The sequence below is a fragment of the Symbiobacterium thermophilum IAM 14863 genome (assembly GCF_000009905.1).
Taxonomy (GTDB): domain Bacteria; phylum Bacillota; class Sulfobacillia; order Symbiobacteriales; family Symbiobacteriaceae; genus Symbiobacterium; species Symbiobacterium thermophilum.
In genome coordinates, this window is the sequence record NC_006177.1 from 1,659,237 (window position 1) to 1,682,175 (window position 22,939).

The 22,939-nt window shown below is 69.1% G+C and carries 25 protein-coding genes; all 25 read left to right on the top strand.

Annotation, left to right across the window (positions count from 1 at the left end; all coding sequences use genetic code 11):
* Positions 1-2: 2 nt before the first annotated feature.
* The 25 genes from infB (at position 3) to dpaB (ending at position 22,913) form a co-directional block, all read left to right on the top strand.
* Complete coding sequence (infB, locus tag STH_RS07675; RefSeq protein ID WP_011195652.1) at positions 3-3,137, top strand: translation initiation factor IF-2; 3,135 nt, start codon at positions 3-5, stop codon at positions 3,135-3,137.
* A 95-nt stretch (positions 3,138-3,232) separates the two neighbouring features.
* Positions 3,233-3,610, top strand: coding sequence for a 30S ribosome-binding factor RbfA (rbfA, locus tag STH_RS07680; protein ID WP_011195653.1), 378 nt, complete (start codon positions 3,233-3,235; stop codon positions 3,608-3,610).
* Positions 3,603-4,577, top strand: a complete 975-nt coding sequence (locus STH_RS07685) for a DHH family phosphoesterase (RefSeq protein WP_011195654.1) — start codon at positions 3,603-3,605, stop codon at positions 4,575-4,577. The genes rbfA and STH_RS07685 overlap by 8 nt, the downstream gene beginning before the upstream one ends.
* 2 nt (positions 4,578-4,579) lie before the next feature.
* Positions 4,580-5,479: a tRNA pseudouridine(55) synthase TruB gene (gene truB / locus STH_RS07690; protein WP_011195655.1), complete on the top strand. Its 900-nt coding sequence runs from the start codon at positions 4,580-4,582 to the stop codon at positions 5,477-5,479.
* Between the two features lie 12 nt (positions 5,480-5,491).
* On the top strand, positions 5,492-6,484 hold the full coding sequence (locus STH_RS07695) for a bifunctional riboflavin kinase/FAD synthetase (protein ID WP_011195656.1): 993 nt from the start codon (positions 5,492-5,494) through the stop codon (positions 6,482-6,484).
* Positions 6,484-7,248, top strand: coding sequence for a pseudouridine synthase (locus STH_RS07700; RefSeq protein ID WP_050742169.1), 765 nt, complete (start codon positions 6,484-6,486; stop codon positions 7,246-7,248). The genes STH_RS07695 and STH_RS07700 overlap by 1 nt, the downstream gene beginning before the upstream one ends.
* Positions 7,249-7,355: 107 nt before the next feature.
* On the top strand, positions 7,356-7,628 hold the full coding sequence (rpsO, locus tag STH_RS07705) for a 30S ribosomal protein S15 (protein WP_273380049.1): 273 nt from the start codon (positions 7,356-7,358) through the stop codon (positions 7,626-7,628).
* A 130-nt stretch (positions 7,629-7,758) separates the two neighbouring features.
* A complete protein-coding gene (locus STH_RS07710) occupies positions 7,759-8,268 on the top strand; it encodes an RNA polymerase sigma factor (protein WP_011195659.1) in 510 nt (169 codons plus the stop codon).
* Positions 8,265-8,762 carry a hypothetical protein gene (locus STH_RS07715; protein WP_043713768.1) on the top strand — a complete coding sequence of 166 codons (498 nt, stop codon included), beginning with the start codon at positions 8,265-8,267 and terminating at the stop codon, positions 8,760-8,762. Before STH_RS07710 ends, STH_RS07715 begins: the two co-directional genes overlap by 4 nt.
* 263 nt (positions 8,763-9,025) lie before the next feature.
* Positions 9,026-11,248, top strand: coding sequence for a polyribonucleotide nucleotidyltransferase (gene pnp / locus STH_RS07720; protein ID WP_083766192.1), 2,223 nt, complete (start codon positions 9,026-9,028; stop codon positions 11,246-11,248).
* A gap of 70 nt (positions 11,249-11,318) precedes the next feature.
* Complete coding sequence (locus STH_RS07725) at positions 11,319-12,599, top strand: M16 family metallopeptidase (RefSeq protein WP_011195662.1); 1,281 nt, start codon at positions 11,319-11,321, stop codon at positions 12,597-12,599.
* The gene (locus STH_RS07730) at positions 12,592-13,038 is read left to right on the top strand and encodes a deoxyuridine 5'-triphosphate nucleotidohydrolase (protein ID WP_043713770.1); all 447 of its coding nucleotides are present in this window, start codon (positions 12,592-12,594) and stop codon (positions 13,036-13,038) included. Before STH_RS07725 ends, STH_RS07730 begins: the two co-directional genes overlap by 8 nt.
* 12 nt (positions 13,039-13,050) lie before the next feature.
* A complete protein-coding gene (locus STH_RS07735; protein ID WP_011195664.1) occupies positions 13,051-13,245 on the top strand; it encodes a hypothetical protein in 195 nt (64 codons plus the stop codon).
* A gap of 106 nt (positions 13,246-13,351) precedes the next feature.
* The gene (locus STH_RS07740; protein ID WP_011195665.1) at positions 13,352-13,810 is read left to right on the top strand and encodes a chemotaxis protein CheW; all 459 of its coding nucleotides are present in this window, start codon (positions 13,352-13,354) and stop codon (positions 13,808-13,810) included.
* 32 nt (positions 13,811-13,842) lie between these two features.
* A complete protein-coding gene (locus STH_RS07745; protein ID WP_011195666.1) occupies positions 13,843-14,316 on the top strand; it encodes a chemotaxis protein CheW in 474 nt (157 codons plus the stop codon).
* Between the two features lie 25 nt (positions 14,317-14,341).
* Positions 14,342-16,474, top strand: coding sequence for a chemotaxis protein CheA (locus STH_RS07750; protein ID WP_011195667.1), 2,133 nt, complete (start codon positions 14,342-14,344; stop codon positions 16,472-16,474).
* An 11-nt stretch (positions 16,475-16,485) separates the two neighbouring features.
* Complete coding sequence (locus STH_RS07755) at positions 16,486-17,082, top strand: chemotaxis protein CheC (protein ID WP_011195668.1); 597 nt, start codon at positions 16,486-16,488, stop codon at positions 17,080-17,082.
* Positions 17,079-17,576, top strand: coding sequence for a chemotaxis protein CheD (locus STH_RS07760; protein WP_011195669.1), 498 nt, complete (start codon positions 17,079-17,081; stop codon positions 17,574-17,576). Before STH_RS07755 ends, STH_RS07760 begins: the two co-directional genes overlap by 4 nt.
* 30 nt (positions 17,577-17,606) lie before the next feature.
* The gene (locus tag STH_RS07765) at positions 17,607-17,966 is read left to right on the top strand and encodes a response regulator (protein WP_011195670.1); all 360 of its coding nucleotides are present in this window, start codon (positions 17,607-17,609) and stop codon (positions 17,964-17,966) included.
* 4 nt (positions 17,967-17,970) lie between these two features.
* The gene (locus STH_RS07770; protein ID WP_011195671.1) at positions 17,971-19,059 is read left to right on the top strand and encodes a protein-glutamate methylesterase/protein-glutamine glutaminase; all 1,089 of its coding nucleotides are present in this window, start codon (positions 17,971-17,973) and stop codon (positions 19,057-19,059) included.
* 2 nt (positions 19,060-19,061) lie between these two features.
* The gene (locus tag STH_RS07775; RefSeq protein WP_011195672.1) at positions 19,062-19,841 is read left to right on the top strand and encodes a CheR family methyltransferase; all 780 of its coding nucleotides are present in this window, start codon (positions 19,062-19,064) and stop codon (positions 19,839-19,841) included.
* A 49-nt stretch (positions 19,842-19,890) separates the two neighbouring features.
* Positions 19,891-20,355: a chemotaxis protein CheX gene (locus STH_RS07780; RefSeq protein ID WP_011195673.1), complete on the top strand. Its 465-nt coding sequence runs from the start codon at positions 19,891-19,893 to the stop codon at positions 20,353-20,355.
* Positions 20,356-20,507: 152 nt separating this feature from the next.
* A complete protein-coding gene (gene dapB, locus STH_RS07785) occupies positions 20,508-21,272 on the top strand; it encodes a 4-hydroxy-tetrahydrodipicolinate reductase (protein ID WP_011195674.1) in 765 nt (254 codons plus the stop codon).
* 142 nt (positions 21,273-21,414) lie between these two features.
* The gene (dpaA, locus tag STH_RS07790) at positions 21,415-22,311 is read left to right on the top strand and encodes a dipicolinic acid synthetase subunit A (RefSeq protein ID WP_011195675.1); all 897 of its coding nucleotides are present in this window, start codon (positions 21,415-21,417) and stop codon (positions 22,309-22,311) included.
* Entirely contained in the window at positions 22,308-22,913 is a 606-nt protein-coding gene (gene dpaB / locus STH_RS07795) for a dipicolinate synthase subunit B (RefSeq protein WP_043713775.1), read from the top strand. Before dpaA ends, dpaB begins: the two co-directional genes overlap by 4 nt.
* The last annotated feature ends 26 nt before the right edge of the window (positions 22,914-22,939 follow it).

Below are 22,939 nucleotides of genomic sequence, written 5' to 3' on the forward strand. Positions count from 1 at the left end.
CGTTGGAGCCCAGGCTTCGCGTATTTGAACTCGCTAGAGAGTTGGGAGTGGACTCCAAACGCGTATTGGAGGTCCTTCAATCTTTGAACGTGGATGTGAAAAATCATATGAGCACCATCGACCAGAAGACAGCAGAGAAGGTGACCGACGCGGTCCGGCGCACCGAGGCCCAGGAGGGCCAGGGCGCGGGCAAGTCCGCCGCGAAGTCCGCGAAGCCGGCGGCGCAGCCGAAGCCGACGCGTGAGGCCAACCCTGCGAAGACCTCGCTCCTGGAGGACTTCTTTGGGTCCGGCACCCGTCCGCAGCGTCCCCTCTCGGAGAAGCGGGAGCGCCGGCCGCTGACGGAGCGGCGCCCCCTCGCCGAGCGGCGGCCTCTGGCGGAGCGGCCGCTGGTCGACCGACCGGTGACCGAGCGGCCGTTGGCGGAGCGCCCGGCGGCCGAACTGCGGCCCGGCGCGGCCAAGGCCGCCGCCCCGGCGCGCCCGGCCGCGGAGGCGCAGCCGGTGGCTGAGCGGCGCGCCCCGGCGGAGGCCGCGCAGGCGGCGCAGGCCGAGCGGCGTCCCGCGGAGAAGGCGCAGCCTGCCGCAGCTGCGAAGGCCGCGCCTCCCGAGAAGGCCGGTGCTGCGCCCGTACCCGGTGCGGTGGCCGAGCAGAAGCAGGCTGCCACCCCCGCCGCGGCAGAGCAGAAGCCCGCTGGCAAGGCCGAGCAGACCGCCGGCGCCGCCCAGGCGAAGCCGGCCCGGGCCGAGGCCGGCACGGGCGCTTCCTCGCGGCCGGCGTCCGCCGCCCCGGCTGCCCAGGGCGAGAAGCGGCCGGCGGCTGCTGCCGAGCGGCGGGAGGAGCCGCAGGCGGAGGCCCCGCAGACGTCCGGGCCCAGCCGTCCGGTGCCTGCCGGCCCGGGGCAGCCCGCACGCCCGGCCGGGTCGGGCATCGGCGTGCCCGTCAAGCCGGCGGCCGGCGGGAAGTCCGGCCTCGGCCTGCCCACCAGGCCTGGGGAGAAGGCGGCGGACGGGGCGCGTGGGGGCGGTTCTGGCATCGGCCTGCCGGTGAAGCCGGCGGCCGGGCAGGGGACGGCCGCGCGCGCCGGAGGCCTCGGGCTGCCCCAGAAGCCCAAGGCGGGCGCCCCGCGCCCCGGCGGCGGCCTCGGTGCGCCCCAGCGGCCCGGCCGGCGCGGCGCCCCGTTGGCGATTCCCAAGCTCGACCCCAAGGTGGCCGAGCAGGCCAAGGCGGGCGAGGGCAAGCCGCGGTACGGCCAGAGCGGCGACAAGCGGCGCGCGGACCTGTACGACCGGCGCGAGCATCCGTCCTCGCAGCCTTCTGAGGAGAAGCTGTTCGGGCAGAGGCCGAAGCGGAAGGCCAGTGCCCAGGAGCGGCGGGTGCTGAAGCCCATCACGGTGACGGGCCCCATGTCCGTGAAGGACCTGGCCCACGAGATGGGCGTGACGGCGGCCGAGGTGATCAAGACGCTGCTCACCGGCTTCGGCATCATGGCCACCATCAACCAGGAGCTGGACGTGGACACCTGCGTCCTCGTCGCTTCGGAGTTCGGCGTGGAGGCCACGGTCGAGCAGAAGGAGGACATCATCGAGGTCTACGACCGGGTCGAGGATCCGGACGAGCCGGCGGAGCTCAAGAAGCCGCGCCACCCAGTGGTCACCATCATGGGCCACGTGGACCACGGCAAGACCTCGCTGCTGGACGCGATCCGGCAGGCGAAGGTGGCGGCGGGCGAGGCCGGCGGCATCACCCAGCACATCGGCGCCTACGAGGTGGAGCTGAACGGCCGGAAGATCACCTTCCTGGACACGCCCGGCCACGAGGCGTTCACCGCCATGCGCGCCCGCGGCGCGAACGTGACCGACATCGCCGTGCTGGTGGTGGCCGCGGACGACTCGGTCATGCCGCAGACGGTGGAGTCCATCAACCACGCCAAGGCGGCCAACGTTCCCATCCTGGTCGCGATCAACAAGATCGACAAGCCCGAGGCGAATCCGCAGCGGGTCATGCAGGACCTCACCCAGTACGGCCTGGTGCCGGAGGAGTGGGGCGGCGACACCATTATGGTACCGGTGTCCGCCAAGCAGAAGACCAACCTGGACCTGCTGTTGGAGAACATCCTGGTCCTGGCGGAGGTCTCCGACCTGAAGGCGAACCCCGACAAGCCGGCGGCGGGCACCATCCTGGAGGCCGCGCTGGACAAGGCCCGGGGCCCGGTGGCCACCGTGCTGGTGCAGGCCGGCACGCTCAACACCGGCGACGTCTTCGTGGCGGGCACGTCCTGGGGCCGCGTGCGGGCGATGTTCGACCACCGGGGGCGCAAGCTGAAGTCGGCGGGCCCCTCGACGCCAGTGCGCGTGCTTGGCTTTGATTCCGTGCCGCAGGCCGGCGACGTCTTCCGCGTAACGCCGGACGAGAAGACCGCCCGGGCCATCGCGGAGAAGCGCATCGCCAAGGCGCAGGCCGAGCGGTTGGCGCAGAAGGCCATCTCGCTGGACGACTTCATGAACCAGGTCGCGCAGGGCGAGATCAAGGACCTGAACGTCATCGTCAAGGCCGACGTGCAGGGTTCCGTGGAGGCCATTCGGGGCCAGCTGGAGAAGCTGCGCAACGAAGAGGTCAAGGTCAAGGTCATCCACGCGGGCGTCGGCGCGATCTCCGAGTCGGACGTCATGTTGGCGGTCGCCTCGAAGGCCATCATCATCGGTTTCAACGTGCGTCCTGACGACCGCGCCTCCCGGGCTGCGGACGAGCACGGCATCGACGTCCGGACTTACAGCGTCATCTACGACATCGTCGACGATATCGAAGCCGCCATGAAGGGCATGCTCAAGCCCAAGATCGAAGAGGTCATCCTGGGCAAGGCCGAGGTGCGGGAGACCTTCAAGGTGCCCAAGGTCGGCATGGCCGCCGGCTGCATGGTCATCCAGGGCAAGGTCACCCGGAACGCCCGCTACCGGCTCATCCGCGACGGCGTCGTGGTGTGGGATGGCGAGATCAACGCCCTGCGCCGGTTCAAGGACGAGGTCAGGGAAGTCTCCGAAGGGTACGAGTGTGGCATCACCCTCCAGAACTTCCACGACTTCAAGCGCGGGGACATCCTCGAAGCGTACGAGCTGCAGGAAATCAAGGCCGGCTAGGCCGGTGACGAGTCCGGCGAAGGCCGGTGGCGCCGCCACCGGCCTTCGCTTGACAAGAGGGGCCTGCGATCCGGCCTGCGGGAGGAGTGTTCACCATGTCAGGGAACGCGCGCGCCATCCGGGTGGGCGAGCAGATGCGCGAAGAGCTGGCCCAGCTGCTGCGGGATGAGGTGAAGGACCCCCGCATCGGGTTCGTCTCCATCGTGAAGGTGGAGGTCTCGCGCGACATCCGGCACGCGAAGATTTACGTGTCTGTGCTGGGCAATGACCAGCAGAAGAAGGAGACCATGGCCGGACTGGCGTCGGCCACGGGCTTCCTGCGCAGCGAGCTGGCCAAGCGGCTGCAACTGCGCTACATGCCGGAGCTCCACTTCGCCCTGGACGAGTCGATCGAGCACGGGCAGCGCATCGCCCAGCTGCTGGTCCAGGTGCGGGAAGAGGAGAAGCGGAGCGAGCGGGAAGAGGGTGAGTAAGCTGCGGGTCGACCTTCAGGCGGCGAGCCGGATGATCGCCGGGGCGCAGCGGATCCTCTTCTTCATGCACGTCCAGCCCGACGGCGACTCGATCGGGTCGACGCTGGGCATGATCCGCGCGCTCCGGCAGATGGGCAAGGAGGCCATCATGGTGGGGGCCGACCCCATCCCGCCCGTGTTTCACTTCCTGCCGGGATGGGACGAGTACTGTGTCCCGTGGCAGGAGGTGGAGGGGGAATGGGACCTCTCCTGTTTCCTGGACTGCGGCGACCTGGAGCGGGTAGGACCGGCCCTGCCCGCGGTCAGGCGGGGGCGCACGACGCTGAATGTGGATCACCACGCCACCAACACCGCCTTTGCCGAGTACAACTACCTGGACTTCTCGGCCGCTGCGGTGGGTGAGCTGGCGTACCGCATCCTGCGGGAGATCGGCGCGCCCATCGACGCCGGCACGGCCCTCTGTCTGTACACCTCGCTGGTGACGGACACGGGCGGGTTCCGGTACGACTCCACCGGCCCGGGGACCCACCGGGTGGCGGCGGACCTGATCGAACTGGGGGCGCGCCCCTACGACGTGGCCCAGGCGGTCTTCGAGACCGAGTCGCTCTCCCGGCTGGCCCTGCTTTCCCGCGCCCTGCAGACCCTGCAGCTGGACGAAACGGGCCGGGTGGCGTGGATGGTCGTCACCCGGAAGCTGCTGGCCGAGGCCGGCGCCACCGACCACGACGTGGAGGGCGTGGTGAACTACGCCCGGTCGGTCGCCGGGGTGGAGGTCGGTATCCTGTTCAAGGAGACCGAGGACGGCGGCGTGCGGGTGAACCTGCGCTCCCGCCGCACGGTGGACGTGGGCGCTATCGCCCAGCGCTTCGGCGGCGGCGGGCACGCCCGGGCCGCCGGCTGCACCCTGAACGTGCCCATGGAGGACGCGGTCGCCCAGGTGATGGCGGCGGTGAAGGTGGTGCTGTAGCGATGGCCCGAGCGCAGAATGAGGCCGCATCCGAGGTTGACGGGGTGCTCAACCTGCTGAAGCCGCCCGGCATGACCTCCCACGACGTGGTCGCTTTCGTCCGGCGCGCCTTGGGCGTCAAGAAGGCGGGCCACACGGGGACGCTGGACCCCGGGGTGGCCGGCGTGCTGCCGGTCTGCGTGGGCCGGGCCACCCGGCTCGCGGAGTACATCGCCGGCAGCGACAAGGCCTACCGTGCCGAGATCACCTTCGGCGTGGCCACCGACACCCAGGACGGGTTCGGCGAGGTGGTGGCCGAGGCCGATGCGTCGCACCTGACCCGGGGCGATGTCGCCTATGCCCTCACCCGGTTTCATGGCCCGATCGAGCAGGTGCCGCCCATGGTCAGCGCGGTGAAGGTCGGCGGCAAGCGGCTGTATGAACTGGCCCGCAAGGGCGTCGAGGTGGAGCGGGAGCCGCGGCGGGTCTTCATCCACCGGCTGCAGCTCCTGGACTTCCGGCCCGGCCCGCGGCCGGTGGCGTATATCGACGTGGTCTGTTCCAAGGGGACGTACGTGCGCACGCTGGCCCACGACCTGGGCCGGTTCCTTCAGGTGGGTGCTCACCTGTCGTATCTGGTGCGCACCCGCTCGGGACCGTTCGTCCTCGCCCAGGCGGCCACGCTGGAGGAGTTGGCGGCCGGGAAGGCCCGCCTCCTGCCGCCCGCGGCGGCCCTGGGCGATATGCCGCGGGTGACGGTGTCGGGCCGGGCGGCCGCGCGGGTGCTGCACGGCGTGGCCCCGGCCGTGCGGGTCGAGCATCCCGACGGCACCACCGTGGCGGTGGTCGCGGCCAACGGCGCGCTGCTCGCCCTGGCGGAGGCGGACGGGGGAGGACTTCGGCTCCGGAAAGTCTTCGGGTAACGAGGTATAGACATGGAACTTGTCACACGCATCGCAGACGTCCCGGTCCGGGGTACGGGAAACCTCATCGCCATCGGCAAGTGGGACGGGGTGCACCTGGCCCATCAGGCCATTCTGAGGGCCCTGGTCGCGGAGGCCCGGCGGGTGGGCGGACAGGCGGTGGCCGTCGGCTTCCATCCGCTGCCGATGCAGGTTCTGCGCCCGGAGGCGGCGCCGCCGATGCTGCAGAGCCTGGAGGAGCGGGCCGAGCTCATGGCCGCCCTCGGCGTCGACGTTCACCTGGCCCTGCCCTTCGATCGGGCCCTGGCGGACATGACGCCGGAGGCCTTCGTTCACCAGGTACTGGTCGGCCAGCTGCGGGCCCAGCAGGTGATGGTCGGCTTCAACAACACCTTCGGCCGCGGCGGCAAGGGCACGGCCGAGACCATGCGGCAGCTCTGCACCCCCCTGGGGATCCCCGTCCACATCTTCCAGCCCGTGCGGGCAGACGGCGAGAACGTCTCCTCCACCGAGGTGCGGTTCGCCGTGGCCAAGGGGCGCATGCAGGCGGCGGCACGCCTCCTGGGCCGCCCCTACGCGGTGCGGGGCCTCGTGGTGCAGGGCGACAGGCGCGGCCGCGAGCTGGGGTACCCCACCGCCAACATCCGGCTGGAGGAGGGGAGGCTGCTGCCGCCCCACGGGGTCTACACGGCCCGGGTCACGGTGCTGGGCGAGCCCCGGAAGCTGCAGCCGCCGGTCACGGTGACCCCCCGCACCGGGCCCGTCTACGGCGCCATGCTGAACCTGGGTGTGCGCCCCACGGTGGGCGGCACGGAGCTGCGGTGCGAGGCGCACCTGTTCGACTTCCGCGGCGATCTCTACGGCCGGGAGCTGCAGGTCGAGTTTCTCGAATACATGCGGCCCGAGCGGGCGTTCCCGAACCTGGACGCCCTGGTGGCGCAACTGCGCGCCGATGAGCGGGCCGCGCGGGAGTTCCTGGCCGGTCGGCAGGGGGCAGAGGGGTGATGAGCCGGGTGCGGCTGGACCGGCTGCTGGGCCACATGGGCTTCGGAAGCCGGAAGGAGCTGAGGGCGCTCCTGAAGGCGGGCCGGGTGACGGTGGACGGCCGGCCGGTGACGGACCCCGGCACCCTGGTTGATCCCGGGACGTCGTCGGTGGCCGTGGACGGGGAGCCGGTGCGCTTTCAGCGCCACTTCCACGTGCTGCTGCACAAGCCGGCCGGGGTGATCACGGCGACCGCGGATCCCCGGCAGCGCACGGTCATGGACGTACTGCCGGAAGACCTGCGGCGCCGGGACCTGGTACCCGTGGGCCGGCTGGACAAGGACACCGAGGGGCTCCTCCTGCTCACCACCGACGGGACGCTGGCGCACCGGCTCATGGCGCCGCGGTGGCACCAGCCCAAGCGGTACCTGGCCCGGGTGGACCGGCCCCTGGACCCGGCCGACCAGGAGGCCTTCGCGGCCGGCGTCCCGCTGGCCGACGGGTACGTGACCCTGCCTGCCCGACTGGAGATCCTGTCGCCGCAGGAGGGCATCGTCACGGTCCGCGAGGGCAAGTACCACCAGGTGCGCCGCATGTTCGCCGCCCGGGGCAAGCGGGTGGTCTACCTGAAGCGGCTCTCCATGGGACCGCTCAGCCTGGGCGACCTGCCGCCCGGCGCCGCCCGCCCGCTGACGGCGGCGGAGGTGGACGCGCTGTACCGGTCTGCGTCGCTGCCGAATCCCGACGATCCGGACGTTCCGCTTGCCGGGCCGCCCGGCCTGTGATAGACTAGTCGTTGTCGATGAACCGGCGACTCGGTCTGCCGCTGTCTCCGGCGGTTTACTGGGTCTCCGGCGCTTTCGAGATCAGGAGGAGGTCGAGTTCCATGCCGCTGTCTCAGGAAGAGAAGCAGAGGATCATCAACGAGTTCAAGACCCACGAGACCGATACGGGGTCGCCTGAGGTGCAGATTGCGCTGCTGACCCACCGGATCAACGAGCTCACCGAGCACCTGCGGGTACACAAGAAGGATCACCACTCCCGTCGGGGTCTGCTCAAGATGGTCGGCCAGCGCCGCGCGCTGCTGGTGTATCTGAACAAGATCTCGCCGGAGCGGTACGCGAAGCTGATCGATCGGCTGAACATCCGCACGGTGATCAGGTAGGCGAAACGGAGACCGAACCGGCACGCGGTTCGGTCTCTTTGCCGCTTATACCCGCTTCCCCCGCATCTTCAACCGGTGAACGAACGTTTCGCGCCGGAAGTCCGGTCTCCTAAGTAGAGGTGATGCACGGGTGGCCAGAACCGAAGCCGAGCGCCGGGAGGCCTTTGCCGCCCTGTTCTCCCAGATGGCCCCGCGCCTCTACCGCACGGCGGTGGGCATCCTCGGCAACCCCCACGATGCCGCCGACGCGCTGCAGGAGGCCGGGCTGAAGGCGTACCGGTACTTCGACTCCCTGGCCGACCCCGCGGCGGGCCCGGCCTGGCTCAACCGGATCCTGATCAACACGTGCTACGACGTCGGCCGCAGCCGTTCCCGGGCGGTGCCCACCGGTTTGGAGGTCGTGGAGTGCCCGGAGGGCTACGCCGCGCCGGAGACCGACTGGCAGCTCCTGGAGGCGCTGAAGCTCCTCCCGCCGGAGCAGCGGGCCACCGTCGTGCTGCGTTTCTTCCAGGACCTGACGATCCCGCAGATCGCACAGGTGATGGCGGTGCCCGAGGGGACCGTGAAATCCCGGCTGCACGCGAGCCTCGCGAAGCTGCGCGCGGCCCTCGCCTCGTCGGAAAAGGAGGGTGTGCAGTGAGACCGTACGTGATCGGCGGTGCGTGCGACCGGGTGCGCCAGCGGGTGGAGGAGGCCATGGCCGAAGGGGTGCTGGACCTGCCGGCGAATCTCGTGGCCCACGTGGAGCGCTGCCCTCACTGCAGCGCCGAGGTGCGGGAGGTCGAGATGCTGCTGCACCGACTGCGCAGCCTGCCGGCCAGTCTGGACCTGAGCCCCGTGCCCGCGGCCGTCGACCGGGTGCTGCAGGCCACGGCTTCGAACCTTACAGCGGCCGGTGCCGTGCCCGCCCCGGCCCCGGTAGAGAAGAAGCGGCGGCGCACGCCGCAGTGGCAGTGGGTGCTGGGACAGGTGGCTGCCGTGGCGGCGGTGATCGCGATCGCCGCAGGCGGCCTCACGCTTCTCGGACTGGGCATCCACGGCGCGGTGAGTGGGCAGGAGCCCGGACGGATCGTGGAGCGGTGGGTGGCGCCGCTCCGGGACTGGACGCAGGCGCTTTTCCGGAATGTCCGATAGCCGCAGGCAGAGCCTGCCGGGCCCGCAGCGGGGCCGGCAGGCTCTGCTGTCGCGTGCACAGGACTCATATTTCCCTCCACAGGAAGGAGATGCTACTCAAAGTGTGGAAATCAGATGGGTTAGGAGAAAAAGTGCCAGAGGGAGAAGCCGCTGGGTAGCGGCGACGGGCGGCGCGCGGCGGCACAGGCCCTGCGCGGGTGCCGCCCGGTGCACCAGACGGTCCTGGGCACAGAAGGAGGACCAACGTGACCGCATCGTTTTCGATGGAGCTCGGGGGCCGCACGATGACCCTCGAGACCGGCCGCCTGGCCAAACAGGCCAGCGGGTCGGTATTGGTGAACTACGGGGACAGCGTGGTGCTCTGCACCGCAGTAGGCAGCGCAACCCCAAGGGAAGGTGTGGACTTCTTTCCGCTGACCGTAGACTACGAGGAGCGCATGTACTCCGTGGGCCGGATTCCGGGCAACTGGTTCCGGCGCGAGGGCCGGCCCACGAGCAAGGCGATCCTCTGGGCCCGGCTGACGGACCGGCCCATCCGGCCGCTGTTCCCGGAGGGCTTCCGCAACGACGTGCAGGTGGTCTGCACCGTGCTGTCGGTGGATCCGGACCATCCCGTGGAGATCATGGGCATGATCGGCGCCTCGGCGGCGCTGACCATCTCCGACATCCCCTTCGAGGGGCCCATCGGCGGCGTCATCGTGGGGCTGGTGGACGGCCAGTTCGTCATCAACCCCACGGCTGAGCAGCAGGAGCGCAGCGAGATGCATCTGGTCGTGGCCGGCACCGAGCACGCGGTGCTCATGGTGGAGGCGGGCGCCAAGGAGGTGCCCGAGCAGACCATGCTGGACGCCATCCTGTTCGGCCACGAGGTCATCAAGAACACCATCATCCCGACGATCAAGCAGATGCAGGCCGAGGTGGGCAAGCCCAAGCGGGAGGTGGTGCTCTTCAACCCGCCCCCCGAGCTGGAGCAGGCGGTGCGGGAGGCGGCCACCGTCCGGCTGCGGGAGGCGGTTCGCAATCCGGACAAGCTGGCCCGGGAGGAGGCCGTCGCCGCGGTGGGCGAGGCCGTTCAGGCCGAGCTGGCGGAGCAGTTCCCCGAATCGGAGAAGCACATCGCCTACCTGCTGAAGAAGGTGCTGAAGGAGGAGGTGCGCCGGGCGATCATCGAGGAGGGCATCCGGCCCGACGGGCGCAGCCTCACCGAGATCCGGCCTATCGAGTGCGCCGTGGACCTCCTGCCCCGGCCTCACGGCTCCGGCCTCTTCCAGCGGGGCCAGACCCAGGTGCTCTCGATCTGCACCCTGGGCACCCTGGGCGACATGCAGAAGCTGGATGACCTCACGCTGGAAGAGACCAAGCGGTTCATGCACCACTACAACTTCCCGCCCTACTCCGTCGGCGAGACGCGGCCGCTGCGCGGCCCCGGCCGCCGCGAAATCGGCCACGGCGCGCTGGCCGAGCGGGCTCTGGAGCCCGTCATTCCTCCCGAGGAGGAGTTCCCGTACACCATCCGAGTCGTGTCGGAGGTGCTGGAGTCCAACGGCTCGTCCTCGATGGCCTCGGTCTGCGGCTCCACGCTGGCGCTGATGGCGGCCGGCGTGCCCATCAAGGCGCCGGTGGCCGGCGTGGCCATGGGTCTGGTGGAGGATCCCGAGACCGGCCGCTACGCCGTGCTCACCGACATCCAGGGCATCGAGGACGCCCTGGGCGACATGGACTTCAAGGTGGCCGGCACTAAGAAGGGCGTCACCGCCCTGCAGATGGACATGAAGATCTCCGGCACCAGCCGGGAGATCCTGGAGAAGGCCTTGATGCAGGCGCGCGAGGGCCGCATGTTCATCATGGAGAAGATGCTGGCCTGCATCTCCGAGCCGCGCAAGGAGCTGTCGCCTTGGGCGCCGCGCATCATCACGATGAAGATCTCGCCGGAGAAGATCCGGGACGTCATCGGCAAGGGCGGCTCCACCATCAACAAGATCATCGAGGAGACCAAGGTGGGCCACACCAAGGTGGAGATCGACATCCAGGACGACGGCACGATCTACATCGCCGCCGTGAACCTGGAGGCCGGCGAGCGGGCCCGCCAGATGATCGAGGCGCTGGTGAAGGATCCCGAGCCCGGCATGATCTACACCGGCCGGGTCACGCGGCTCATGCAGTTCGGCGCGTTCGTCGAGATCCTCCCCGGCAAGGAAGGGCTTGTGCACATCAGCGAGCTGTCGGACAAGCGGGTAGCCCGGGTCGAGGACGTGGTCAACATCGGCGACGAGGTGACCGTGAAGGTCACGGAGATCGACCGGCTCGGCCGCATCAACCTCTCCATCAAGGACGCCATGCCGAAGCAGGCGGCCTCCCAGCCGTCAGGGCGGCCGGAGGCCCGCCAGCCCCAGCCGAAGCCCGGCCAGGGCAAGCCCGGTCCGGCCAAGGCCGGGGCCGGCAGGCCGGGTCCCGGCAAGCCGGGTCCGGGCCGACACGGTCGATAGAGCCCGTCGGTCCAGTCGGACGCGAGGGGGGCTGCGGCCCCCCTCTGCGCCTTTGCAGGAGGGTAGGCGAGTGACCTTCTACCGGAAAACGACGCTGCCCAACGGCCTCCGGGTGGTCACCGAGGCGATCGGCCACGTGCGCTCCGCCGCGGTGGGGGTGTACGTGGGCACCGGCAGCCTGTATGAAGCGCCGGCGGAGATGGGTGTCTCCCACCTGATCGAGCACATGCTGTTCAAGGGGACCGAGCGGCGGTCGGCCCTGGAGATCGCCCGCGCGATTGACGGCCGGGGCGGCGCACTGAACGCATACACCGCAAAGGAGTACACCTGCTACTACGCGCGGGTGCTGGACGAGCATCTGCCCCTCGCCCTGGACGTGCTGGCCGACATGATCCTCAACTCCCGATTCGACCCGGACGACCTCGCGCGCGAGAAGGACGTCATCTGCGAGGAGATCCGGATGTACGACGACGTTCCCGACGACCTGGTCCACGACCTGTTCGCCGGGGCGCTTTGGCGCGGCCATGCGCTGGGCCGGCCGATCGTGGGTACGGTGGAACGAGTCCAGGCGATGTCCCGCGCGGACATCCTCGCGTACAAGAACCGCCACTACGTGCCGGCCAACATGGTGGTGGCCGCGGCGGGCCACCTGGAGCACGAGCGCGTGGTGGAGTGGGTGGCAGAGCTGTTCGGCGCCGCGGCAGCGGAGGCGGATGGCCGGCCGGCGCCGGACGCGCCGCCCGTGCCCCGGACCCCGGCCATCGCGGTCCGGCAGAAGGAGATCGAGCAGGCGCACCTGGTGCTGGGCACCACGGCCCTGTCGCTGGACGACCCCAACATCTACGCCCTGCACGTCCTCAACGCGATCGTGGGCGGGTCCAGTTCCAGCCGGCTGTTCCAGGAGGTGCGGGAGAAGCGGGGACTGGCGTATTCCGTGTACTCGTATCACTCTTCGTACCGGAGCGCGGGCGCCTTCGGCGTATATGCAGGCGTCTCGCCCCGCATGGTCGGGGCGACGCTGGACGTGGTCACCGGCGTGCTCAGCGAGCTGGGCCGCAGGGGCGTGACGGAAGAGGAGCTGGCCGAAGCCCGGGAGCAGTTGAAGGGACAGTTGATGCTCGGGCTCGAGTCCACCTCCAGCCGCATGAGCCGGCTGGGGCGGGGGGAACTGATCCGCGGTTTCGTCCACAGCCCCGACGAGGTGATCGCCCGGGTAGAAGCGGTGACCCTGGAGCAGGTGAACGAACTGGCGCACCGGCTCTTCGTGGAGGAGGCGCGGGTGATGGCGGCCGTGGTGCCCCACGCGCTCCAGTACGACTTTGCGCAATACGGGGAGGTTCTGCATGACTGAACGACGGTTTGCGCCCTTGCGCGGCTACGAGGGCCGCGTCCGGCTGCCCCAGCGCAAGACCCGCCTTTCGGCGGGGTACGACCTGGAGGCGGCGGAGGAGGTCACGATTCCGCCCGGTCAGGTCGCGCTGGTGCCCACGGGGCTGAAGGCCTACATGGGGGAGGATGAGGTGTTGCTGCTGGCTGTGCGCTCGAGCCTCGCGGTCAAGCGCCGGCTTGCGCTGGCCAACGGCATCGGGGTCATCGACGCCGACTACGCGGACAACCCCGACAACGAGGGGCACATCCTGGTGGCGCTGGTCAACCTGGGCACCGAGCCGGCGACCATCGCCTGCGGGGAGCGGGTGGCGCAGGGGATCTTCGTGCGCTACCTCACCGTGGCCGGCGACCAGCCCGGGGGCCTGCGCACGGGCGGCATCGGATCGACCGGCACGGCTTAGGGGGGAGCAAGGGTGGACAGCGAGCGGGAGACCCGGGCGCGCATCGAGGAGCTGCGGCAGCGGCTGCACCGGCAGGTGAGCGGCCCTCTCACGCCGCATCAGTTGCAAGGCCTTCTGCCCATCAGCCAGGAGATCGACCGGCTTGCGGTGGACTTCATCCGGCGGCGCTGGCAGCAGACGGCGGTTAAGCAAGCACAGAGAAAGTGATCGGGTCTGCGGCAGGATTTTGCTCTGATGGTGTTGAAGGAAGGCTTACATATTTTAGTCATGGTAATTCTGGTAGTGGAAGGGTAGCGTGAACGGAGGTACGGCCATGAGACGGGGAACGGCGGCGGAACAGAAAGTGGTTGTGTTTGCCATCGGCGGACAGGAGTACGCCCTGCCCATCGCGGGCGTGCGCGAGATCATCACCTGGACGGCGCCAACGCCGGTACCCGATTCCCCACCGTACGTGGAAGGGGTCATCTCCGTGCGCGGCGAGGTGCTGCCGGTGATGGACCTTGGCCGCCGCTTCGGCCTGACCAGCCGGCGGGAGGCGGAGCAGCGCAGGATTATCATCCTGGAGCTTGCCGGGAAGAGCGCAGGGCTGATCGTGGATGACGTGGTGGCGGTGGAGGATGTGGTCGAGGGGAAGCTGGCACCCCCCTCGCCCCTCGTGGCCAACCTCGGCGGAATGCACGAGGCCGTGGTGGAAGGCATCCTGCAGCTCGGGGAAGGGCGCCTTGTGGTAGTGCTGTCCGCGGACCGGCTGCTGGAGACGGCCCTGCAGTAACGGTGCCCGATCAGTGAAGAGGAGGGTTGCAGGTGGTCCAGGAGCAGCGTGAACAGCAATCCATTTTTCAAATCGTTGTCTTTCAAATGGACAACGAGTATTATGGAGCCGACATCGCCGTCGTGCGCGAGGTAGTACCCCTCCAGCGGGTTACCCGCGTGCCCCGGACCCCCGCTTATGTGCTGGGGGTGATCAACCTGCGCGGCCGGGTCATCCCCGTGATCGATCTCCGCCGCCGGCTGCGGCTGTGCACGAGCGCAGCCACCAAGGCCACCCGCATCGCCATCGCCGAGGTGGACGGCGACCAGGTGGGCATGGTGGTGGACTCGGTGGAAGAGGTGGCCCGGGTGCCGGCGGACGCCGTGGAGCCGCCGTCCTCGCTTCTCTCCCGGGTTGACCGCGAGCACGTGCTGGGCGTCGCCAAGGTGGGCGGGCGGCTCGTGACGCTGCTCGACCTGCGGCAGATCCTGGTCCGCGAGGAGCGGAAGACACCCGTGGCCCAGTAGACCGACGACGGAGGGATCGCCACCGATGGGCTCTGGTTTTGACATCTCTGCAGAGGACATCCGAGTCTTCCTCGACGAGGCGGAGGAACTGCTACAGACGATGGAGGCCGGAATTCTCCGGCTGGAGAGCGATGCCGGCGATCCGGACCCGGAGGTCATCCAGGACATTTTCCGGGCAGCGCACACCCTGAAGGGCTCGTCCGCGACCCTCGGCCACCAGCGCATGGCCGAACTGACCCATGCCATGGAGAACGTCCTGGACAGGCTCCGGAAGGGGAAGGCCAGCGTCACGACACCGCTGGTGGACACGCTGTTCCACTGCCTGGACGCGCTGAAGCTGTTCAAGGACGAGATCGCGACGGGCGAGCCGGCACAGGTGAACACCGACGAGCTGATGCGGGAACTGGCCGCCCTGGAGGGGGCTTCTGCGCCTGCGGCGCCTGCCCAGGCCGCCCCGTCGGCGGACGGTGTGGAGTTTCCGCCGCTGACCGCCCAGCAGCAGGCGAAGGTGGACGAAGCGCGGACGAAGGGGCTGAACGTCTACCAGGCCCGGCTGGAGATCGCACCGGACGCGGCGATGCCCGCAGTGCGGGCGTTCCAGGCGCTGCTCGCCGTGGGCGACATCGGCGAGATCGTCCTTTCCGTCCCGACGCAGGAGCAGGTGGAGAACGACCAGGTCGGCTCCGACATGAAGCTGCTCTTTGTGACCAGGGAGAGCCTGCAGAAGGTGCAGGACGTGCTTCGGGAAGTGCCGGAGATGGCGGTCAGGACGCTGGCGGCCTATGAGCCGGTCTCCGCGGCGGCGCCGTCCGGGCCGACGCCGGCCGGCGAGGTCGCCGCTGCGGCCATGGCGCCGGCCGCGCCCAAGGCGGGTCCGGTCCCCGCGGGCGACAACGGCGCAGGCAACGGCGGCGGCGCGCTGCGCACCCCGCGCGGCGGCATGCGGACGGTGCGGGTGGACGTCGAGGTGCTTGACAATCTGATGAACACCGTGGGCGAGCTGGTGATCGAACGGACCCGGCTGCAGCAGGTGCTGAGCCGGCTGGAAGTGGAGCGGGAGGGCGACGAGCTCTCGCAGACCATGTCCTCGGCTCTGGCCCAGCTGGGCCGGCTCACCGGCAACCTGCAGGAGGAGATCCAGCGGGCCCGCATGATCCCGGTCGAGAACCTGTTCCGCAAGTTCCCGCGGATGGTCCGGGACATCGCCCAGAAGTTCGGCAAGGAGATCAACTTCATCATGCGGGGCGAGGAAACGGAGTTGGACCGGTCGGTCATCGAGGAGATCGGCGATCCGCTGATGCACCTGCTGCGCAACGCCGTCGACCACGGCATCGAGCCTCCGGAGGTGCGGGTGGCGGCGGGCAAGCCGGCCGCCGGCACCGTGATCCTGGAGGCGTTCCACGAGGAGAACCACATCATCATCTCCGTGCGCGACGACGGCCGCGGCGTGGATCCGGAGAAGATCCGGGCCAGCGCCGTGCGCAAGGGCATCCTCTCCGAGGAGGCCGCCCGGAGGCTGTCGGATCCCGAGGCGATCAACCTCATCTGGTCGCCGGGCTTCTCCACCGCGGACAAGGTGTCGGACGTGTCCGGCCGCGGCGTGGGCCTCGACGTGGTGCAGAAGAACATCGAGCGGATCAACGGCTCGGTGGAGATCCGCAGCACCGTGGGCCAGGGAACCGAGTTCCGGGTGAAGCTGCCGCTTACGCTGGCCATCATCCGGGCGCTGCAGGTGGAACTGTTGGGCACCATCTACTGCATCCCGCTGGGTTCGGTGGTGGAGACCGACCGCATCCCGGTGAGCGAGATTCAGACCGTGCGCCAGCGGGAGGTGGTCGTGAAGCGGGGCGAGGTCATCCCCCTGCTCCGGCTGGCGGAGGCCTTCGAACTGCAGCGGCCGGAAGGCGCCGAGGAACCCGACGAGATCTTCGTGGTCATCGTCGCCGTGATGGGGCGGCAGATCGGGCTGGTGGTCGACTCGCTCATCGGTGAGGGCGACGTGGTGATCAAGCCCCTGGGCCGGTTCATCGGGGAGATCCCCGGCATCTCGGGCGCCACCATCATGGGCGATGGCGACGTCGCCATCATCCTGGACGTGTCCAGTCTGGTCAACTCCGTTCAGGATGAGGCGGGGCGGCTGGAGATGGTCGCGCACTAGGAGGAGCACAGATGAAGCTGCAGCCCAGCCAGTGGACTGCCCTGGAGCAGATGGTCACCCAGGCGCTGGCCGAAAGTTCACGATCGCTTTCGCAGATGACGACGGGTGAGATCAGGCTCGATGCTCCGCAACTTTCATTCGTACCCCTGAGGGAGCTGCCTGGGGTGGCAGGCGGCCCCGACCACGTCGTGACAGCGGTTTATGTCGGCATCGAGGGAGAGCTGCAGGGCCACGTGATCCTGCTCTTCCAGCCGAAGGAGGCCCGGGCGCTGGTCGACCTCCTCCTCGGCCATCCCGCAGGCACCTGCCGGGAGCTGGACGAGCTGGGCCGCTCGGCCCTGGCCGAGGTGGGAAACATCTGCGGCTCCGCATTCATGAACGCGATTGCGGACCGCTCCGGCCTGGAGGTGAAGCCGACGCCCCCCGTGCTCCTGGAGGACATGGCCGGCGCCATTCTGCAGACAGTCGCCACCGACTTACTGCTCACGGGCGACGAGGCGCTGGTCATCGCCACGGGGTTCAACGGCGCCGTGCCCGGTCACTTCCTGCTGATGCCCAACACGGAATCGATGGCCCGACTGATCACCACCCTCGAGGCGATTCGATGAGCGACCGCCGCCTGGAAGCGGTCGGGCTGGGGGAACTGAAGGTTGCGGACCGGCCTGATCAGGTGCTGGTCTGCTACGGGCTTGGCTCCTGTGTGGGGCTGGCCCTGTACGATCCGGTGGTCCGGATCGGTGCGATGGTTCATGTCGTGCTGCCGGACAGCAGCATGGGGAGGGGACGGGAGGCGCCCCCCGGCAAGTATGCGGATACCGGGGTTGAGGCGGCTGTGGCAGCGCTCGTTGACGCCGGTGCCTCTCGGTCCCGCCTGATCGCCAAGGCAGCGGGGGGGGCCCGCATGCTGCGGCTTGCCGGCTCAAACCCGCAGTTGGACATCGGCGCACGCAATACGGAAGCGGTGCGGGCCGCACTGGCCAGACACCAGATCCGACTCGTGGCCGAGGACATGGGCGGGACCTACGGTCGCACGCTCCAGCTGTTCATCGAGACGGGCAGGGTGCTCGTCAGCACGGTGGGGCGCGGCGAACACGAGTTGTAAAGGGTTGCAAAACGCGCAGGAGGGAACCGAATGCCCAAGATTCTGTTGGTCGACGACGCTGCCTTCATGCGGATGCGTTGTGCGAAGCTGCTCACCGAGCATGGCTTTGAGGTGGCCGAGGCGGAGAACGGCCAGGAGGCCATCGCGATGTACCAGAGCTACCGGCCTGACCTGGTTCTCATGGACATCACCATGCCGGTGATGGACGGCATTACGGCGACCCGGGAGATCAAGAACCTGGATCCCGACGCGAAGGTGGTCATGGTCTCGGCCCTGGGGCAGCAGACGATGGTCATCGAGGCCATCAAGGCAGGCGCGAAGGACTTTGTCGTCAAGCCCTTCGAGCCTGAGAAGATCCTGTCCACGGTCAGGAAGTTCGTGGGCCAGTAGCGCGATGAGTGACCGAGTGCAGCGCCCGATCCGCGTCCTGGTGGTCGACGACTCCGCCTTCATGCGGAAGGTGCTGACCGAGCTCCTGGAGTCCGATCCGCTGATCACGGTGGTCGGCACGGCCCGCGACGGGCAGGACGGACTCGAGAAGGTGCTGCAGCTGCAGCCGGATGTGGTGACGCTGGACATCGAGATGCCCCGGCTGGACGGCTACGGCACCCTCAGGGAGATCATGGCTCGGCGGCCGACGCCGGTGGTGATGGTTTCCAGCCACACCCGGGAAGGGGCGGAGGCCACCATCCGGGCTCTGGCCCTGGGCGCGGTGGACTTTGTGGCCAAGCCGTCGGGATCCATCTCGCTGAACATGCACGTGGCCCGGGACGAACTGGTGGCGAAGGTCAAGGCGGCCGCTGCGGCCACCCCGCGGGTGCGCACCGCGGCGGTGGAACTGGCGCCGGTCTCCCCGCGGGAGAAGATGCAGGCCCTGGCGGGACTGCGCCGCCAGACGGGGTTTGGGGACCGGCTTCCCCGCCGCCTGGTCCTGATCGGCTGTTCCACCGGCGGGCCGGGCGCCCTGCACCAGATCATCCCCCGCCTGCCGGCGGACCTGCCGGCCGGGGTGCTGGTGGTCCAGCACATGCCGCCCGGGTTCACCCGGTCGCTGGCGCAGCGGCTGGACGAGCTCTCCGCCATCTCGGTCCGGGAGGCCCGGGCCGGGGATCCGGTGCGGGCGGGCCAGGTCCTGGTGGCGCCCGGCGGGTATCACATGCTGGTGGACGCGGAGGGGCGGATCGCCCTGGATCAGGGGCCGCCGGTACACGGCGTGCGCCCGGCGGTGGACGTCACCTTCGAGTCGGTGCTGCCCGTCTGGAAGGAGCGGCTGGTGGGGGTGATTCTCACCGGCATGGGCTATGACGGGGCCAAGGGGATGGCCCAGCTGAGGAAGGCGGGCGGCTGGACCATCGCCGAGGACGCTTCCACCTGCGTCGTCTACGGCATGCCGCGGGTCGTCGTGGAACTGGGGGCGGCCAGGGAGGTCCTGCCCGTGCATAGCATCGCCGATGCGATTACGCGTGCTGTAGGAGAGGGTTAATCGTGAATCTGCCGGGCTACCCGGTCTTTCAGCGTACCGTGTTGAAGCTGACCGGGATCGACCTGGACTGTTATAAGGGTACGCAGATGGAGCGGCGGCTCCAGACCATCATGCGCCGTGCCGGCGTCCAAGACTTGGCCGAGTACGCCCGGCTGCTGCAGACGACGCCGGCGCGTGTCAAGGAGTTCCAGGACTTCCTGACGATCAACGTGTCCGAGTGGCTCCGGAACCCGGACAAGTTTGAGGAACTGCAGCAGGTCATCCTCCCGGAGTTGTTGAAAAGGAATCCTGTACTGCGCATCTGGAGCGCCGGGTGCTCGAACGGCGCGGAGCCGTACTCGGTGGCCATGCTGCTCGATGAGATCGACCCGTATGGGCGGCACCAGATCTGGGCAACCGACCTGGATGCCGAGATCCTCAAGGTCGCACGGGCCGGCGTCTATCAGGAGAAGGACATCCGGAACGTGTCCCCCGAGCGCAGGGCGAAGTACTTCACGACCGTGGAGGAAGGCTTCAGAGTCATCGATCGGCTGAAGGCGCGGGTGCGTTTCGAGCAGCACAACCTGCTCTCCGACCCGTTCCCGAGGGATATCGATCTCATCCTCTGCCGGAACGTGGTGATCTATTTCACCGAAGAAGCCAAGGACGAGCTGTACCGCAAGTTCCACGCCGCACTGAAACCAGGAGGCATTCTGTTCGTCGGCGGAACGGAGAGTCTGCTCAAAGCCCGGGAGCTGGGCTTCGCCAGCGCTTCGCCGTTCTTCTACCGGGCTGAGAAGTAAGCGACGAGACCAATCGCGGCGATCAGTGTAGAAGGGAAGGAACGCATACGTGAAGGCAGAATTTGTCAACCCCTTCCTGGTATCGGCCGGTCAGGTTCTGCAGACGGAAACCGGCACGGAGGTCGTGCAGGGCGAGGTGCGCCTTGAGGAGTCTCCCCTCGAGTCGGATGAGGTAACGGTCCTGATTGGCGTCGTCGGCCGCGTCCAGGGCCTGGTGCTGTATGGCATGAGCGAGGAGACCGGGCGCAAGCTCGTCTCCGCCATGACGGGAGAGGAAGTCACCGTGTTCGACGACATGTGTGAGTCCGCGGTGGCGGAGCTCGGCAATGTCATTACCGGCCTCGCCTCCGGCGAGCTCGAGGCCGCGGGGTACCCGTGCAAGATTGCCCCGCCTTCGGTGGTCATGGGCAAGGGCACGGCCATCTCCACGCTGTCCATCAAACGGCTGGTGATCCCCCTCGAGACGAAGCTGGGGTCGATCACCGTCCATGTGGCATTGCGGGAGACTTATTGACAGGGTTCGCCGGCAGCGGTTATTGTAAAACCACTGCACGGGCCGGTCATCATACCGTAGCCAGTGGAGCGGCTCGCGATCAAGCCCCGGTGGGTTTGTTCGCAAGCCGTTTTGTATTACCGGCCAGCCATTCCGATGCAGAGGTGAGTGCGTTGCAACCGATTCGCGTGGTGCTCGCGGGAGCGACGGGCAAGGTCGGCCAGGTGCTGGCCCGGGCCCTGGTGCAGGAGCCGGGGTTTGCCCTGACCGGCGCGATCGCCCGCCAGGGCGGGGGACGAAACCTGGCCGAACTGGTGCCGCTGGGCGGCCGGCCGGGGCCGACGGTCCACGGCTCGCTGGAGGAGTTCCTGGCGGCCGGCGGGGAGGCCGACGTGCTGGTCGACTTCTCCGTCGCCGAGGCGGGCCGCCGCACCATCCCGGCGGCCATCGAGGCGTCCATCGCCCCTGTGGTGGGGACGACGGGGTTCCAGCCCGGGGAGACGGAGACGTGGGCGGCGATGTGCCGAAAACGCGGGCTGGGCGGGGCTTTCATCGCCAACTACGCCGTGGGCATCATGCTCCTCATGCGCTTCGCCGAGGAGGCGCACCGGTTCTTCCCGGACGTGGAGATCATCGAGATGCACCACAAGACGAAGCTGGACGCCCCGTCGGGCACCGCCCTCCGCACCAAGGCCCGCCTGGAGCGCGGGCGGGGCGATCTCGCCGCCGCGGAGGTGCCAGTCCACAGCGTCAGGCTGCCCGGCCTCGTGGCCCACCAGGAGGTCATCTTCGGCGGCCTCGGACAGACGCTGACCATCCGGCACGACGCTCCGTCCCGGGAGGCCTACGTGCCCGGGGTGCTCATGACCTGTCGCTGGGTGCTGCGGGAGAAACGGGTCGCCTTCGACCTGGAGGAGGTCGCCTTCCCCCGCACCTGAAGCCTGCCGCGCCGCCGGTCCCACCGGCGACGCTTCTCCGGCCCGGACGGCGGGGATTCCCGCTTCGCCTGCCCCTCCGCACCCTGCCTGAACCCCATCCATAGAATGGGATGAGGTTCGGTAGGATTGGAGGACTGGCTGGATGAGCGTATACGGCAAGATCATCGCGGTCATCGGCGGGGACCGGCGCATGGCGGAGGCGGTGCACTTCCTGCTCCGGGCCGGTGCCCGTGTCCGGATCGCGGGCCTGGAGTGGGAGGACCGGTTCGCCGGCGTGGAAGTGTGCACCTCCGGTGCCGACGCTCTCACCGGCGCGCAGGTGGTCATTCTGCCGGTGCAGGGGGTCAGCCCGGACGGGACGGTGTACACCGAGGGCGATGTCCCGCCCTGCGTCATCGACCTGGACGGCCTTCGCCGGGTCGCCCGGGGCGCTCCGGTCTTCGTCGGCCTGAGCAACCCGCACCTGAACCGGCTCTGCGAGGAGGCCGGGCTGCCGCTGATCGAGTACCGGGAGGCGGACCACTTCGCGACGTGGAACTCGATCCCCTCGGCGGAGGGCGCCATCCAGATGGCGATGGAGTCCACGCCCTTCACCATCTTCGGCAGCCGCTCCCTGGTGCTGGGCTTCGGCCGGACCGGCCGGGCGATCGCCATGCTGCTGAGGGGCCTGATGAGCGACGTCTCCGTGGCCGCCCGCAGCGAACTGGACCAGGCCCGGATCTGGGCCGCCGGCCACCGCCCGGTGGAGTGGCCGAAGCTGGCGGACGCCGTCGCCGAAGCCGACATCATCTTCAACACGGTGCCGGCCCTCGTGCTGACCCGGGACATCCTCAGCCGGGCGCCCCGCCACGCGGTGATCATCGACGTCGCCTCCGCCCCCGGCGGCACCGACTTCGAGGCCGCCCGGGAGCTGGGGCTCACTGCCAGGCTGGCGCCGGGGCTGCCCGGGATCGTCGCCCCGGTGACGGCAGGGCGGATCATCGCCGAGCTCGTCGTGCGCCACCTCCGTCGCACCGACGCCATGGAGGGGGAGCGATGAGCGTGCAACAGCTTGCCGGGAAGCGCATCGGCGTGGCCATGTCCGCCTCGCACTGCAACCTGGGGCGGGCGATGGCCCAGCTCCGCCGGCTGCGGGACGAGGGCGCGGAGATCATCCCGATCATCTCCACCAATGTGCGCACCACCGAGACCCGGTTCGGGAAACCTGATGACTGGATTACGCAGATCGAGCAGATCACGGGCCGCCTGCCCCTGATGACGATCCCGGAGGTGGAGCCCTTCGGGCCGCAGGTGAAGCTCGACTGCCTCGTGGTCATGCCCTGCACGGGTAACACCATGGCCAAGCTGGCCAACGCCATCAACGACACGCCGGTGTGCATGGCTGCCAAGGCCCAGATGCGCAATCACCGGCCCGTCGTCCTGGCCGTCACCACCAACGACGGCCTCGGCATGAACGCCCGCAACCTTGGCGCCCTGCTGGTGGCCAGGAACATTTACTTCGTGCCCTTCCGCCAGGACGACCCCTTCGGAAAGCCGACGTCGATCGACGCCGACATCGAACACTACCTGGTACCCACCATCCTCGCCGCGATGGAGGGGCGGCAGGTGCAGCCGCTGCTCCTGGGGCCAAAGCAGGCGTAGCCGCAAACCGGGCGGGCCCCCGGCGC

What these genes read in the sequence shown, in the direction of transcription:
- rbfA (WP_011195653.1), top strand. Translation starts at nt 3,233, where the DNA reads ATGTCAGGGAACGCGCGCGCCATCCGGGTGGGCGAGCAGATGCGCGAA.
- STH_RS07760 (WP_011195669.1), top strand. Translation starts at nt 17,079, where the DNA reads ATGAGCGACCGCCGCCTGGAAGCGGTCGGGCTGGGGGAACTGAAGGTT.
- STH_RS07755 (WP_011195668.1), top strand. Translation starts at nt 16,486, where the DNA reads ATGAAGCTGCAGCCCAGCCAGTGGACTGCCCTGGAGCAGATGGTCACC.
- STH_RS07770 (WP_011195671.1), top strand. Translation starts at nt 17,971, where the DNA reads ATGAGTGACCGAGTGCAGCGCCCGATCCGCGTCCTGGTGGTCGACGAC.
- dpaB (WP_043713775.1), top strand. Translation starts at nt 22,308, where the DNA reads ATGAGCGTGCAACAGCTTGCCGGGAAGCGCATCGGCGTGGCCATGTCC.
- STH_RS07750 (WP_011195667.1), top strand. Translation starts at nt 14,342, where the DNA reads ATGGGCTCTGGTTTTGACATCTCTGCAGAGGACATCCGAGTCTTCCTC.
- dpaA (WP_011195675.1), top strand. Translation starts at nt 21,415, where the DNA reads ATGAGCGTATACGGCAAGATCATCGCGGTCATCGGCGGGGACCGGCGC.
- STH_RS07740 (WP_011195665.1), top strand. Translation starts at nt 13,352, where the DNA reads ATGAGACGGGGAACGGCGGCGGAACAGAAAGTGGTTGTGTTTGCCATC.
- STH_RS07765 (WP_011195670.1), top strand. Translation starts at nt 17,607, where the DNA reads ATGCCCAAGATTCTGTTGGTCGACGACGCTGCCTTCATGCGGATGCGT.
- truB (WP_011195655.1), top strand. Translation starts at nt 4,580, where the DNA reads ATGGCCCGAGCGCAGAATGAGGCCGCATCCGAGGTTGACGGGGTGCTC.
- STH_RS07695 (WP_011195656.1), top strand. Translation starts at nt 5,492, where the DNA reads ATGGAACTTGTCACACGCATCGCAGACGTCCCGGTCCGGGGTACGGGA.
- STH_RS07730 (WP_043713770.1), top strand. Translation starts at nt 12,592, where the DNA reads ATGACTGAACGACGGTTTGCGCCCTTGCGCGGCTACGAGGGCCGCGTC.
- pnp (WP_083766192.1), top strand. Translation starts at nt 9,026, where the DNA reads ATGGAGCTCGGGGGCCGCACGATGACCCTCGAGACCGGCCGCCTGGCC.
- STH_RS07700 (WP_050742169.1), top strand. Translation starts at nt 6,484, where the DNA reads ATGAGCCGGGTGCGGCTGGACCGGCTGCTGGGCCACATGGGCTTCGGA.